Origin of the sequence: Flavobacterium rhizosphaerae, assembly GCF_046000445.1 — a bacterium.
In the GTDB taxonomy this organism is placed as follows: Bacteria; Bacteroidota; Bacteroidia; order Flavobacteriales; family Flavobacteriaceae; genus Flavobacterium; species Flavobacterium rhizosphaerae.
On sequence record NZ_JBELPZ010000014.1, the window covers coordinates 1 to 15,231 of the forward strand.

Sequence of the window (15,231 nt, forward strand, 5' to 3'; positions counted from 1 at the left end):
TGCAGAATAAAGGGAACCCGCGGGCTCCCTTATTTGTTTAAAAAAAATAGGGCTGACTCACTTTTGAGACAGCCCCTAATCAATCCATTAAGAATAAGCTTACTCTTTCAGCGATTTTACTTTTACCTTATCAATTTTTACACCGTCCATTTTAAGTACAGTTAGTTCATACAGGTTCCAGGCCAGTTTTTCACCTTGCTTAGGTATATAGCTCAGTTCTGTCATGATAAGCCCGCTTAGTGTGGTTACATCATACTCAGACATAAGCTCATCAAGGTCAAAATAGGCCAGAAAGTCATGTAGCGGATATTGCCCATCTACAATCCAGCTACCGTCTGCCTGTTGTGTAAGCTGGTACTCATCATCATAAAAATCAGATGCGCCGCCCACAAGTGCCTCCAGAATATCATTTAAGGTAATAATACCCTGAAACACGCCATACTCATCGGTAACAAAAGCATAATGCACTTTGGTTTGCTTAAAAATTTCCAGTGCTTTATAAGCTGAGGTGTGCTCTATAAGATATACCGGCTCGCTCATTATCTCCTTAAGGCGGAAATTTTCACGCTCGTAATTGGCAAAAATATCTTTCAGGTTTACTACGCCAACCACCTCATCAAGGCTGTTTTCCTCACATACGGGGTATACCGAGTGCAGTTCTTCCAGCATAATATCACGTACCTTTTCTTTATTGCTTTCGGCAGAAAGGTAGGAAACCGATTTACGGTGTGTCATTAGCGAGTTTACTTTCCTGTCGCCAATATTAAATACACGTTCCATAATATCATGCTCAATCTCCTGTACTTCGCCACCCTCGGTACCTTCTTTAATAATGGCCTTTATTTCTTCTTCCGTCACTTTGCCATCGGCTGTGGGGCGAATGTTAAACAGTTTCATTAAAAAATCAGTACTCACTGTTAACAGCCAGATAAACGGCGCGGTGATTATGGAAACAAACTTCATGGGCAATGCCACAAGTTTTGCAATAGTTTCAGGATAGGTAAGTCCAACCCTTTTGGGCAGCAATTCGCCCAAAACCAGCGAAAAGAAAGTAAGTATTACTACTACCACTCCTACCGAAAGGTTGGCGGCATAAGGTTTTAAAAATGCTATATTTTCTAAAAAAACACGAACATCATCCGTTACCTTATCTCCAGAATAAATACCGGTAAGTATACCAATAAGTGTTATGCCTATTTGTACCGTACTTAAAAATTTGTTGGGAGAGTTTGCCAGGTTCAATGCGGCCTGCGCGCTGGTGTTCCCCTTTTTTGCTGCCGTTTCCAAACGGCTTTTCCGTGCAGAGATCAATGCAATTTCCGACATGGAAAAAACACCGTTAAGTATAATAAGAAATAAAATTATGGCTATTTCCAAGTGGTGCTGTTTTAGTTAAACCTGTCTATTACCAGGCTCAACCTTTCGGTTATTTCGGCAACAGACCCTATACCGTCCACCTCATAAAACTTTTCCTGATGTTTATAAAAATCTATAAGGGGTGCGGTTTTTTCATTATATTCCTGGTAGCGGTTGCGTATCAGGTTTTCGTCCTGGTCATCGGCACGGCCGCTGGTTTTTCCACGTTCTAAAAGGCGTTGTACCAAAACCTCATCATCTGCTTCAAGGGCAATGGTAGCGGTTACTTCCCACCCTTTGCTTATCAAAAACCTGTCCAGCGCTTCGGCTTGTGGCACCGTACGCGGAAAACCGTCAAACAAAAAGCCTTTTGTGGTGCCTTCGTGCTTTTCTACTTCTTCCTGAAGCATTTTTATGGTAAGGCTGTCGGGTACCAAATCGCCTTTATCCATATAAAATTTTGCCTGTTTTCCAAGTTCGGTATCATTTTTCAGGTTATAGCGAAATACATCGCCGGTAGAAATATGCGTAAGGTTATATTTTCCTTTTAAAAACTCAGCCTGAGTGCCTTTGCCGGCTCCGGGCTTTCCAAAAAGTACAATGTTTAACATTTTATGAACTATTGTTATTTAATTTTTATGAGTGTAATTGATAAACTTCGGGCAGGTTGCGCCCAAGCCCGTCATAATCCAGGCCGTAGCCTACAATAAATTTATTAGGGATTTCAAAACCCGTATAATCTATAGATATGGTTTTAGTATACGCCTGTGGCTTAAAAAAAAGCGTGGCTATTTTTAGCTGCTTTACTTTTTGGGCTTCAAAAATATCCTTTAGTTTTTCTATGGTGTTGCCGGTATCTACAATATCTTCTACTATCACCACAGTACGGCCCTTAAGGCTTTGGTTTAGTCCCATAACCTGATTTACCGTACCGGTACTTGCGGTACCCTCGTAAGAAGACAGCCGTAAAAAGTTTACTTCACAAGGGGCAGTATAATATTTTAACAGGTCAGAAAAAAACATAAATGCCCCGTTAAGCACCCCTACAAAAACCGGAATTTCCCCATTAAGGTCATCCATAATAGTACCGGCTATGCGCTGTAAAACAACAGCTATATCCTGAGCGTTTATAAACGGAACAAAATGCTTATCATGAAGCTGTATCACCCTTTACTGTGTATTTATTTGTGCAAATATAGTAATTCAGCCATAGCCGTTTATAAACAGTAGTTTATTTTATACTTTTTTTGAGAATACCTTACCTTTACCTCTGTACAACTGTATACTTTATAAAAACCCTATACTTTCCGGCACCGTGTTAAAGTGCTTATAAAATTAAACACGTTGCCCGGCATTGCATGTTTAAATATGTAATTTTAAGTTATCCCAATAATTTAAAATTACTGACATACATGAAAACAGCATTTTATACAACAACCCTATGCGCTTTATTACTATTAACCTCTTGTAAGGATAAGGTATCTGAAGAGGAAAAACAGGAAGCCAACGCACAGGGCAGCACTACGGTGCAAACCGCAATAGGCAGCCTTACCCTGCCACCGCCTTACGAAACCAAATCGGTTACCAACAATAACAGTATGGCCGACTGGCCGGAAGGCACCACACCAAAAGCCCCCGCCAGTTTTACAGTTACCAAATTTGCGTCAGGGCTGGATAACCCACGCAACACCTATATTGCCCCTAACGGCGATATTTTTGTAGCCGAAAGTAATGACGGCGGCAAAAGTGCAGACCGTATTACTATGTTTAGGGATAAAGATGGCGACGGCACTTTTGAAACGCATAGTGTATTTAAAGAAGACCTTAAACAGCCTTACGGTATGCTGGTACTCAATAATTATTTTTATGTAGCCAATACTGATGGACTTTACCGTTATCCTTATAAAGCAGGCGATACAAAATTACAGGGCGATGGCGAAAAAATTGTTGACCTGCCTGCGGGCGGTTATAACCACCACTGGACACGTAACCTTATTGCTAATGCTGACGGCACAAAAATATATATCTCGGTAGGTTCTGCCAGTAATGTTGGCGAATATGGTATGGATGAAGAAAAACGCCGTGCCAACATACTTGAAATTAACCCTGACGGCAGCGAAGAGCGTATTTATGCCAACGGCCTGCGTAACCCGGTAGGCATGGCCTGGAATCCGGTTACAAAAGAACTTTGGACTGCTGTAAACGAACGTGACGAACTGGGCGATAATTTAGTACCCGATTATATTACCAGCGTTAAACAAGGTGCTTTTTACGGATGGCCTTACTCCTACTACGGGCAGATAGAAGATCCCCGCATGAAGGGCAAAGCACCCGATATGGTAAAAAAAGCTATAGTGCCCGATGTACCTGCCGGCTCGCATACTGCCTCGTTAGGGCTATGCTTTTATGATAAAGATGCCTTTCCGTCCCAATATAAAAATGGCGCTTTTGTTGGCCAGCACGGTTCATGGAACCGCAGTAAAATTTCGGGATATAAAGTAGTATTTGTCCCCTTTGAAAACGGAAAGCCCACCGGAGAGCCACAGGACTTTCTTACCGGTTTTATAGAAGATCCGGAAAAGCCTGAAGTATATGGCCGCCCGGTTGATGTAACCGTTATGAATGATGGTTCATTACTTGTTAATGACGATGCCGGGGGAATGCTATGGAAAGTATCTGCTAACAAGCAATAACATTTCTTACTATAATTATTTAAAATCCTGCTAAAATTACTACGCAGGATTTTTTTTACATTTAGCACCTATTATAACACACCATGAATAACAAAATTACCCTTATTTGCTTTTTCTTTACCTTTATTATTAGCTACGCACAACAAAAAACAATAACCGACAGCATTAACAAATATCCGCAAACAAATGCCAATCAGTTACAGGAACTCACCATTAGTACCTATCATATTAATGATAGCCTTTTAAACGCCCCCGCTTCAGTAAGTGTGTTAACCGCGAAAGATATTCAACGCAACAATACTGTAGATATTTCACCCATACTTAATACCCTGCCCGGGGTACTAATGCAAAGCGGGGCTATAAACACTAACCGCATTTCAATTAGGGGCATAGGGGCACGCACACCTTACGGCACAAACAAAATAAGAGCCTTTTATGGGAATATACCGCTAACTTCCGGAGATAGCGAAACTACTATAGAAGATATTGACCTGCAAATCATCAATAAAATTGAGGTAATAAAAGGGCCTCTTTCCAGCCTGTATGGCGCGGGGCTTGGCGGCGCTATACTCCTAGAGCCCAAACACGCCTCAATTCCCGGTAGTTCAGCCATGATAAACAGTACATTTGGTTCCTTTGGCCTGCTAAAAAACACCATACAATACGGGCTAACAACTAATTCGGGCAGCCTTAACCTCAGTTACCACAATCTGCAAAGCGACGGTTGGCGCGATAACAGCAAATACAACCGTGAAGGCATAACCCTGGCGGGCAATCTCTTTCGCAAAGAAAACAGTAGCCTTACTTATTTTGGTAACTACACGTATATGAAGGCATACATTCCCAGCTCTGTTGATAAGCAAACTTTTGATAACAGCCCAAAATCGGCAGCCTTTACATGGGGAGCCTCTAAAGGCTATGAACAGTACCATTCCTGGATGGGCGGGCTGGCATACAACTGGAAAGTAGCCGAATGGCTTACAAATGCTACTTCTGTATTTGTAAATGCAAAAGACAGTTATGAGCCGCGCCCCTTTGATATACTCACGCAAAACACTACCGCTTATGGCGCACGCACACAATTTACAGGCAACGTGAAGCTGGGCAACCGCAAAGCCGGTTTTATAGCAGGAATGGAATATTTTGCTGATGGTTTTGACGGCGGTAACTTTGCCAACCTGTATGAAGAAAACAACGGCAACGGCACCCTGGAAGGAGAAAGACTTACAGGTAGCGAACAACGCCGCCATTTTATAAATGCTTTTGCACAACTACGCCTGCCCTTATTACCAAAAACAGAATTACAGGCAGGAGTAAACTATAATAAAACGGCCTTTAACTTACAAAACACCTTCCCTGCTGAAAATACTTCAGACGAAGATTATAGTTATAACGGCATCTGGTCTCCTCAGGTATCATTATTATATAAACCCAGTCAACTCAAAACAATTTATGCCTCTGTAAGCCGCGGGTTTTCTTTGCCCGCCATAGAAGAAACACTTACACCGGCAGGCACCATAAATCCGGATATTAAGCCCGAAAACGGCTATAATTTTGAAGCAGGTGGAAAATTTTACCTGTTTAACCGCAGCCTGTATGCCGAAATTTCCTTGTACCGTATGGAAATAAAAGACCTGCTGGTGGCACAACGTGTGGGTAACGACCAATATGTTGGGGTAAATGCCGGAAAAACATTGCATCAGGGTATCGAGGCATCGGTTAAATACATAAAAAATATTGTCGAAGATTTTACCATACAACCCTATATAGCTGCTTCTATAGGTCATTATGAGTTTAAGGAATTTATAAATAACGGCACAGATTTTTCCGGGAATGAACTTACCGGGGTACCTAAAAATAAAATTAACGGGGGCATAACCCTTGGCCTGCCGTTAGGGTTTTACATAAGTGGCGATTATTACTTTACAGGCAAAATACCGCTTAATGATGCCAATTCACTTTATACCGATAGCTATAGTATACTAAATACTAAAGCCGGGTGGGCCTACAAGACAAATTTTGGCCTTAGCATGATGGTTTCGGCAGGTATAAATAACATGGCCAATACACATTATGCCAGCATGGTGCTGGTTAATGCTACAGGTTTTAACGGTGCATCTCCACGTTATTATTATCCGGGCATGCCGGTAAACTATTATAGTAATATCGGCCTCACCTATGTATTTTAAACCGGGCGATGATAAAATAGTGAAAAGGAGTAGTAAACAGGCGTTTATCTGCTATAAAAGGCTACATAAACCATAAAATGTAATAAAAATAACACACGCACAAACTAAAACGTTTTAGTGATTTTATAACACTCCCTAAAATTTACTAAACATTTAAAGGCGTAATCATCCTTTAAATGTTTTTTATTTATCAGAATACAGTTAAAAAAAAGAATTACATAAATATAACCCTACATTATTATGAATGCAATATTTTATATATATTTGAAATAGGAGAAATGATTTGCTGCAACCATAATTTAAGGGGTATAAAATTTTGGACAAATGCAGGCTTTTTTAAAAAGTTGTAATAGTTTTGAGCAAATCACAACAAACAATTTTCATCTGTGGGAGGCCCGTACTTTATGTGCGGGCTTTATTTTTATTCCAAATGCTCCTCATCAGTTTCAAAACCAAAATTTCTTAACTGTTTTGCGCTAAAAAAAGTTATTATAACTACTCCAAGGGTTAAACAGCCGCCGGTAACCACAGCCCTTACAGTACCCAGCCAGTGCGCCATAACACCGCTTTCAAAATCGCCCAGCTCGTTCGATGAGCTTACAAATATTGTATTTACCGATGCTACCCTGCCCCGCATATGGTCGGGCGTAACAAGTTGTAAAATAGTGCCCCGCACTACTACGCTTATGGCATCAAACATACCGCTAAGCAGCAGCATAAAAAAGGACAGCATAAAGTTTTTAGAAATACCAAATACAATAATAGAAATTGCAAAACCCGCAACCGCTAAAAATAATTTGCGCCCGGGATATGTTTTTAACGGTATAAAGGCCAGCAATACCATAGTGAGCAATGCACCAACACCTGGTGCCGAACGCAACAGGCCAAAGCCCACCTCATCAACATGCAATATCTCTTTTTGGTATACCGGCAATAATGCCACTGCACCACCAAAAAGAACAGAGAACATATCTAACAATTGCGCACCCAGCAAGGCAGGGGTTTTCAGCACAAAATGCACCCCCTGAAAAAGGCTTTGCAATATCGGCTCTTTATTCTCTTTTCTTATAATTGGTTTTGGCTTAATATTAAGTGCCGGTATAAGCAATACTACCATAATAACCACTACAGCCAGCATGCCGGTTATAACACCATCTATAGCAATCATTACACCGGCAGCAAGCGGCCCCAGCATTTTGCCCATTTCCATCATCATACTACTCCAGCTGGTTCCGTTAGCATAATGCTTACGCGGAAGCACCAGCCCGAATAAAGAGAATAAAGAGGGCCCCATAAATGAGCGTATCACCCCTCCTATAAATACAAAAAAATAAATAAGATATAAGGTAAAGTCTAATCCAAGGTGGTTAAATACCACAGGCGTAGTGAGCGCAAACAGCGCGCTCCCTAAAAAAATATAGGAAACTACACAGGCAAGCACCATTTTCCTTTTTTCGGCAAGGTCTACAAAATGTCCTGCAAAAAAAGAGCAGCCTATAGCAGGTATTACTTCGGCCAACCCTACAAACCCTAAGCTAAGTTTATCGCCTGTTATATTATACACCCAATAAAATATTGTGGTAACCTGCATATTAAGGGCAAAGAGAAGCCCAAAACGTACTACAAGAAAATTTAGGAATTCCTTAAATTTTAAAACAGGGTTTTTGGCATAAAAACCTTTCTGGGGTTCATTTGCCTTTTCATTTTCCATCAGTGGGTATTTACTGCAAAGATAAAAAACTCAATTGGCAGTATTTTATTTTAGCCAACAATTATAGAACGCAAAAACAAAATACTGCCATTAAAGTTTTAACTCATGTACAATTAACCGCCGTTCCTCAGCCTGTCTAATAATGTCTGTAACTTTACCGTAGCAAAGCCCGAGCTGTGGTCGCTAAGCCCATAAGGTATAATCAGCTCATCATTATGAATAATAGAGCCGCAACTATATACCACATTAGGCACGTAGCCTTCCCGCTCATCAGGATTTGGAATAATAAGCGGGTCTTTAAGGCGGCCTATCTCTATGGAAGGATCATCCAGGTCAAGCAGCGAAGCACTAATACTGTAACGCCTCATAGAACCCACCGCGTGGGTTACTACCAGCCAGCCATACTCCGTTTCAATAGGCGAACCACAGTTACCAATCTGCACATACTCCCACGGGTATTCGGGCGACTGTATCTTGATAGGATTTTCCCACTCGTTAATATTTTCACTGTACATCAGGTAGTTATTCCAGCCATCAATACGGGAAAGCATGGCATATTTACCATTTATTTTACGTGGAAATAATGCCAGGTTTTTATTTTTAGCCCCTGTGCCGTTAAGCGGGCTGGTTTTAAATTCGTAAAAATCGGTAGTACGCAGTAATTTTGGCATTATATGCAGGCCGTCATAGGCCGTATAGGTAGCATAATACTTCTCTTTGCCATCATCATCTACAAATTTCACAAAACGGGCATCTTCAATACCTTTGCTTTCAAAATCAGATATCGGGAAAATCACCCTGTCGCTTATGTCAGTATCTTTAGAAAAAGTAATACGCCTGTAACTATCAGATAATGAAAGTATCATGTTATACTCGCGTATAGTTTCCACATCAGTAGCTTCTGCCCTTGCCTGTAATACTATTTTCTTTAATTGCTCATAATCAAAACGTTCCGGCAGCTGCTCATCTACCATCTTTAAAAACTCATCATTAATATCAGCCTCTTGTGCCTTTTTGATAAAAAGCCTTTTCTGGTACATTACATTATGAATTTTATCGGCTTCATCAATATAATCGCCCGATGGTATAATAGTAATGTCATTATTGCGGTCTAATATCGCCCTGCGGAATACTACTGATGACACGTGCCCCTCGCCTACTGCCCTAAAGCTTATTATCACACGCAACTGCCCTTCTTCAAGGTTACCCTGGTCGGGGTCAGGCACTATACTCGGGTTAAAAAACGCAGCTGATTCTATAGAATATTCGTGGGTAAAATAAGAGCCTATTAACAATTTGGTATCTTCGTCAAGTTTTTCAAAGTCATAACCTGCGGCAACAATATAACGCCTTACCCGCTCGCAATTTCTCAATAGTTTTTTGGTTATGCTCCGGTGCCTTTTAGAAAAATCCTGTAGCAGCGGCAATATAAGTGCAGTGACTTCTTCTTTATCAAGCGCTAAAATTTTCTTTATAAGTTCTATGGATCGTTCTTCCCCATTAAAAAAGAAACGTGCAATAACACGTTTGGTATCAGGGAGTACTTTTACAGGTTTACGCTCAACAGATAATCTCATGTATGAAGGCTGTTAATTAATATTAATAATTTTAAAATTAAGCAATGCCTAAATTACAAATATAATTTTTGATTACTATCACTACTAAATGCTAAATTTACGTGAAAAGTACTACAGAAAATGTCAATTGCACATCTTTGGGGTATTAAGTATCTTTGCGCTTGTAAACAACACATATAAATGAACTATTTTTCTTCCGGTTTTAAATTAGGAATTTTAGGCGGCGGACAGTTAGGTAAGATGATGCTTACCGATACCCGTAAGTTTGATATACAAACCTATGTATTGGACCCCAGCGCTGATGCACCCTGCAAAATAGGCAGCAATGTTTTTGTACAGGGCAGCCTTATGGATTTTGACACTGTGTATAATTTTGGCAAACAGGTTGATGTACTTACTTTTGAAATTGAGCATGTAAATGTAGCTGCTTTAGAAAAGCTTGAAGCCGAAGGTATAAAAGTATATCCATCGCCAAAAACGCTACGGCAGATACAAAATAAAGGCAACCAGAAAGATTTTTACATAAAAAACAATATACCTACGGCTCCCTATAAGAGGTTTGAAAACTTAACCGAATTAAAAGAGGCTGTAAAAAATGGGGTATTTACCTATCCTTTTATCTGGAAAAGCACCGAAGGCGGTTATGATGGCAATGGTGTAAAAGTTATCCGCAACGCCGAAAGCTTTAACGGCCTGCCTGATGTACAGTGTATAGGCGAAGCAATGATTGCGTTTAAAAATGAGCTTGCCGTTATTGTGGCCCGCAACCCTAAAGGTGAAATAAAAACCTATCCGGTGGTAGAAATGGAGTTTCACCCGGAAGCCAATCAGGTTGAATATGTAATCTGCCCTGCACGCATTGATAATACCGTTGCACATAAAGCCCGTACCATAGCGCTTAATGTTAGCGAAGCTTTTAACCATGTTGGCCTGCTTGCGGTAGAAATGTTCCAGACTCAGGACGATGAAATATTGGTGAATGAAGTAGCCCCAAGGCCGCATAACAGTGGGCATTATTCTATAGAAGCCAGCTATACCAGCCAGTTTGAGCAGCACCTTCGTGCCATTTTAAACCTGCCCTTAGGCAATACCGATAGTAAGGCAGCAGGCATAATGGTAAACCTTGTAGGCGCCGAAGGCTATACCGGCAATGTGGTGTATGAAAATATTGAAACCATTTTAGCTAAAGATGGCGTTACCCCACATATTTACGGCAAAAAAGAAACAAGGCCATTCCGCAAAATGGGACACGTAACTATAGTAAATGAAGATATAGCTGAAGCACGCCGTATAGCCCAAGAAGTAAAAAATACAATAAGGGTTATAAGCGGCCAGTAATCAGCTTAGAGTTTAACCTGGAACCTGAAATTTTAAACCTGAAACAAAAGAAAGAATGAAAGTAGCAATAATAATGGGCAGCATATCAGACATGCCTGTAATGCAGGATGCCATAGATATATTAAAAGAATTTGGAGTAGAAACTGAGGTTGATATTGTATCTGCCCACCGCACACCCGAAAAGTTGTTCGAATTTAGTACAACAGCACATACCCGTGGTATAAATGTTATTATTGCAGGAGCCGGTGGCGCAGCACACTTACCCGGTATGGTAGCCAGTATGAGTCCGCTACCTGTAATAGGCGTGCCGGTAAAATCAAGCAATAGTATAGACGGTTGGGACAGTGTTCTTTCTATCCTGCAAATGCCGGGTGGTGTACCCGTAGCCACAGTAGCACTAAACGGTGCAAAAAATGCGGGTATACTTGCTACGCAAATACTGGGCAGCCAGGATAAAACCGTTCAGGATAAAATTGTTGCCTATAAGCAAAACCTTAAAGAGGGTGTTAATAAGGCTGCTGAAGGCATGAAAAAACAATAAAACTGAAGCTGCTAAGACAGCTTTTTTTATACCTGCTATATTGTCAGCATATATACTAATTACACACTTGGTATAATAGTTGACCGTATTTTTAAAATTTAAATAAGTATTATGAGCATACTCAACACTAAATTCACTACAAAATATAATACAGCACCATTTAATAATATTACTAACCAAGATTTTCTGCCGGCTATTAAAGCAGCTATAGCGCAGGCCAGAGAAGAAGTTGATGCTATTGCCAATAATCCCAAACCGGCTACTTTTGAAAATACTGTTGCCGCTATGAGTTATAGTGGTGAAAACCTCGACAGGGTTACCAGCATTTTCTTCAATTTGCATTCGGCAGAAACGAATGATGAAATACAGAAAATAGCGCAGGAGGTTTCGCCTTTATTAAGTGAATTTGGTAATGACATCCGCCTGAATCCTGATTTATTTGAAAGGGTAAAAACAGTGTATGAGCAGAAAGACAGCCTGCAGCTAACACCGGAACAAGCAACCTTACTGGATAAACAATATAAAAGTTTTAGCCGCAACGGCGCCAACCTACCGGAAAACAAAAAAGCAAAGCTTCGTGAAATTGATATGGAGCTTAGCAAGCTTAGCCTGCAGTTTGGTGAAAACGTATTAGCAGAAACCAATGGCTTTCAACTACATATTACTAATGAAAAAGACCTTGCCGGATTACCAGAAGGTGCTATAGAATCGGCAAAAGAAACGGCTGCCGCTTTTGAAAAAGAAGGATGGGTATTTACGTTAGACTACCCAAGTTATGTGCCTTTTATGACCTATGCTGATAACCGCGAGCTACGCAAAAAAATGGCGTTGGCTTTTGGCGCAAAAGGTTTCCAGAAAAACGAATATAATAATGAGGAAATAGTATTACGCATTGCTAAACTACGCCACGACCGCGCCAAATTGCTGGGTTATGAAACCCATGCACACTTTGTATTGGAGGAACGCATGGCAGAACATCCTGAAAAAGTAAAATCATTTCTTAATGATTTACTTGCAAAAGCAAAACCTGCAGCCGAAAAAGAATTTGCAGAGCTAACTGCATTCGCAAAAGAGTTAGATAGTATAGAGCAGCTTGAAAAATGGGATGGCGCGTATTACAGCGAAAAGCTTAAACAAAAACTTTTTAACCTTGATGATGAAAAGCTTAAGCCATACTTTAAGCTCGAAAATGTGCTTAACGGCGCCTTTACTATTGCAGGCAGATTATATGGACTCACTTTTGAAGAGGTTAAAGACATTGATGTGTATCATAAAGATGTTACTACGTATGAGGTAAAAGATGAAAATGGGGAGTTAGTAGCTATATTCTATGCTGACTTTTTTCCACGTAAAGGCAAGCGTAACGGTGCCTGGATGACGTCTTATAAACCACAATATGTGTTAGATGGTGTAAATGAGCGTCCGCATGTAAGCATAGTATGCAACTTTACCAAACCTACCGCAAGCAAACCAAGCCTGCTAACCTTTAATGAGGTTACTACCCTGTTTCATGAATTTGGCCATGCACTACATGGCATGCTGGCCGATACGGTTTACCCAAGCCTTAGCGGCACCAGCGTATATTGGGATTTTGTAGAGCTTCCGAGCCAGGTAATGGAAAACTGGTGTTATGAGCCGGAAGCGTTAGAGCTTTTTGCTCACCACTACCAAACAGACGAAATGATTCCGATGGAGTATATACAAAAGATAAAAGAAAGTGCAAGCTTTCAGGAAGGTATAGCCACCATGCGCCAATTAAGTTTCGGCTTGCTTGATATGGGTTGGCACAGCGAAGATCCAGGCCACATCACTAATCTGAAAGATTTTGAAACAAAGCAGTTTGCCGCTACAAAATTATATCCGGAAGTGGCCGAAAACGCCATAAGTACAGCGTTTAGCCATATATTCCAGGGTGGGTATTCTTCAGGCTATTACAGCTATAAATGGGCTGAGGTACTTGATGCCGATGCTTTTGAATTGTTTCAGGAAAAAGGAATATTTGATAAAGAAACTGCACAAAAATTCAAAGAATTTGTACTAAGCAAAGGCGGTACAGAACATCCTATGGAACTGTACAAACGATTCCGCGGGCAAGAGCCAAAACCCGATGCATTGCTTAAAAGAGCCGGATTGTTAACAGAATAAATATAATAGAAAGTTGTACTATACATTAGCTCCGCACTTGCGGGGCTATTTTTTTTTAACACACCCTTACCATTGTAGGCTTTATAGTGTTAAAACTATTATAAACACACCTTTCTCATCTTTAGACAGTTAGTTTTTAGAGTAACTTTAAAGTACAAAACCTTACTTTAAATACAGTTGCCTTATGGAGCACCAAAACCACGATGGCGGTATGGAATCAAGAGGTGTGGCCCGGCCACAAATGATGCAGGATAAAGAAAAAGGCAATGACATGGATATGGACCGTATGCAAATGCTTAAAGCACACCATGCCAAAACCCTTTGGGTATACTGGCTCATTATATTGCTGGGCGCCTGGCTTGCCCTTTCCCCGCTTACTTTCAGTTACGGAAAAGAAATAGTGCAACCTTCCGGCGGGCGCAGCCTGTGGCTTACCGATGCCATGCGGGTAAATTATATGATGTGGAATGATATTATCTGCGGCATACTGCTAATAATTTTCGGCTGGCGCATGCTCACTCCCAACCGCCCCGTTAGTGGTTGGATAGCCTGCTTTATAGGTATATGGCTCAACTTTGCGCCATTACTGTTTTGGGCACCATCGGCACATATCTACCTCAACACAACACTTGTGGGGGTATTTATTATAGCACTTACCATTTTAATTCCCGGCATGCCCAACATGATCAAATACATGAAAATGGGCAGTGAGGTACCGCCGGGCTGGAGCTATAACCCTTCAAGCTGGCCGCAACGCTGGTCTATGATAGTGCTTGGTTTTTTGGGATGGGTAGTTTCGCGTTACCTCGGCGCATATCAGTTGGGTTTTATAGATACCGCCTGGGATCCCTTTTTTGGTGACAGCTCTATGCAGGTACTTGATTCCTCTATGTCACACTCCCTACCTGTTTCAGATGGCGCCCTGGGTGCCTTTGCTTATACGTTAGAATTTTTAATGGGATGGATGGGCAGCCCCTCGCGCTGGCGCACTATGCCGTGGATGGTTTTTGTATTTGGTATTTTAGTTATTCCGCTGGGTTTGGTTCATATATTCTTAGTTATTTCACAACCGGTAGTGGTAGGCCACTGGTGCTTTTTCTGCCTTATGGCAGCCGGCATTATGCTGCCCATGATTCCGCTTGAGTTTGATGAGGTCATTGCCATGGGGCAGCACATGGTACAGGCAAAACGCCGGGGCGATAACATGTGGGAGGTATTTTGGAAAGGCGGTAAAGCATTTGAAGAAAATAAAGATGAGCGCTCTCCCAAATTACAGGAACTTCCGCAAAAACCCGGACAGGTAATAGCAGCATCACTTTGGGGGATGAGCTACCCCATAACATTAATAATCTCAACAATAATAGGTATTGCGCTTATGTTTGCCCCAAATGCATTCGGGGTAAAAATCACCACAATGGCAGCCCACATAGTACATCTTGCCGGAGCGCTTACTATAGTTATATCGGTAATATCAATGGGAGAAATTGTGCGCCGGGCACGCTTTTTAAACCTGTTCACTGGTCTCTCCCTTACATTAGGGTTGTGGCTGGTAAGCGATATCAGTTTGGCGCTCACGCTTTGCGCAACATTTTCTGGGATAATAATCATGGCCTTATCATTTCCACGTGGGCCAAAAAAAGAGCAATATGGCCTGTGGGACAAATATGTTACATAATAATAA

Annotated in this window: 11 protein-coding genes; 6 read left to right on the forward strand and 5 right to left on the reverse strand. The window is 41.1% G+C overall.

All coding sequences use genetic code 11. The annotated features are described in order from the left end of the window. Positions 1-99 precede the first annotated feature (99 nt). Genes ABS766_RS12525 through hpt form a run of 3 tightly spaced genes read right to left on the reverse strand, consistent with a single transcriptional unit; the run spans position 100 to position 2,523 of the window. Positions 100-1,377 carry a hemolysin family protein gene (locus ABS766_RS12525; RefSeq protein ID WP_408085522.1) on the reverse strand — a complete coding sequence of 426 codons (1,278 nt, stop codon included), beginning with the start codon at positions 1,375-1,377 and terminating at the stop codon, positions 100-102. Between the two features lie 11 nt (positions 1,378-1,388). After that, positions 1,389-1,967 (reverse strand): adenylate kinase, encoded by a 579-nt coding sequence (locus ABS766_RS12530; protein ID WP_408085523.1) that lies wholly within the window; start codon positions 1,965-1,967, stop codon positions 1,389-1,391. 25 nt (positions 1,968-1,992) lie between these two features. Continuing rightward, on the reverse strand, positions 1,993-2,523 hold the full coding sequence (gene hpt, locus ABS766_RS12535) for a hypoxanthine phosphoribosyltransferase (protein ID WP_408085524.1): 531 nt from the start codon (positions 2,521-2,523) through the stop codon (positions 1,993-1,995). 245 nt (positions 2,524-2,768) lie between these two features. Between hpt and ABS766_RS12540 the strand changes: the two genes are divergently transcribed. Both ABS766_RS12540 and ABS766_RS12545 read left to right on the forward strand, forming a co-directional pair. After that, on the forward strand, positions 2,769-4,049 hold the full coding sequence (locus tag ABS766_RS12540) for a PQQ-dependent sugar dehydrogenase (protein ID WP_408085525.1): 1,281 nt from the start codon (positions 2,769-2,771) through the stop codon (positions 4,047-4,049). 83 nt (positions 4,050-4,132) lie between these two features. Continuing rightward, the gene (locus ABS766_RS12545) at positions 4,133-6,238 is read left to right on the forward strand and encodes a TonB-dependent receptor (RefSeq protein ID WP_408085526.1); all 2,106 of its coding nucleotides are present in this window, start codon (positions 4,133-4,135) and stop codon (positions 6,236-6,238) included. A 421-nt stretch (positions 6,239-6,659) separates the two neighbouring features. On the opposite strand, the gene ABS766_RS12550 is transcribed toward ABS766_RS12545, so the two are convergent. Further along, positions 6,660-7,949 carry an MFS transporter gene (locus tag ABS766_RS12550; protein WP_408085527.1) on the reverse strand — a complete coding sequence of 430 codons (1,290 nt, stop codon included), beginning with the start codon at positions 7,947-7,949 and terminating at the stop codon, positions 6,660-6,662. A gap of 113 nt (positions 7,950-8,062) precedes the next feature. Continuing rightward, complete coding sequence (locus ABS766_RS12555; protein ID WP_408085528.1) at positions 8,063-9,526, reverse strand: glycoside hydrolase family 130 protein; 1,464 nt, start codon at positions 9,524-9,526, stop codon at positions 8,063-8,065. A 180-nt stretch (positions 9,527-9,706) separates the two neighbouring features. Here ABS766_RS12555 and ABS766_RS12560 point away from each other — a divergent pair, with 180 nt between their 5' ends. From ABS766_RS12560 to ABS766_RS12575, 4 genes are all read left to right on the forward strand, one after another. Next, positions 9,707-10,864 carry a 5-(carboxyamino)imidazole ribonucleotide synthase gene (locus tag ABS766_RS12560; protein ID WP_408085529.1) on the forward strand — a complete coding sequence of 386 codons (1,158 nt, stop codon included), beginning with the start codon at positions 9,707-9,709 and terminating at the stop codon, positions 10,862-10,864. A gap of 55 nt (positions 10,865-10,919) precedes the next feature. Continuing rightward, positions 10,920-11,405 carry a 5-(carboxyamino)imidazole ribonucleotide mutase gene (gene purE / locus ABS766_RS12565; protein ID WP_408085530.1) on the forward strand — a complete coding sequence of 162 codons (486 nt, stop codon included), beginning with the start codon at positions 10,920-10,922 and terminating at the stop codon, positions 11,403-11,405. A 111-nt stretch (positions 11,406-11,516) separates the two neighbouring features. Next, entirely contained in the window at positions 11,517-13,550 is a 2,034-nt protein-coding gene (locus tag ABS766_RS12570) for a M3 family metallopeptidase (protein ID WP_408085532.1), read from the forward strand. Between the two features lie 184 nt (positions 13,551-13,734). Next, positions 13,735-15,225 carry a vitamin K epoxide reductase family protein gene (locus tag ABS766_RS12575; protein WP_408085533.1) on the forward strand — a complete coding sequence of 497 codons (1,491 nt, stop codon included), beginning with the start codon at positions 13,735-13,737 and terminating at the stop codon, positions 15,223-15,225. Positions 15,226-15,231: the final 6 nt, after the last annotated feature.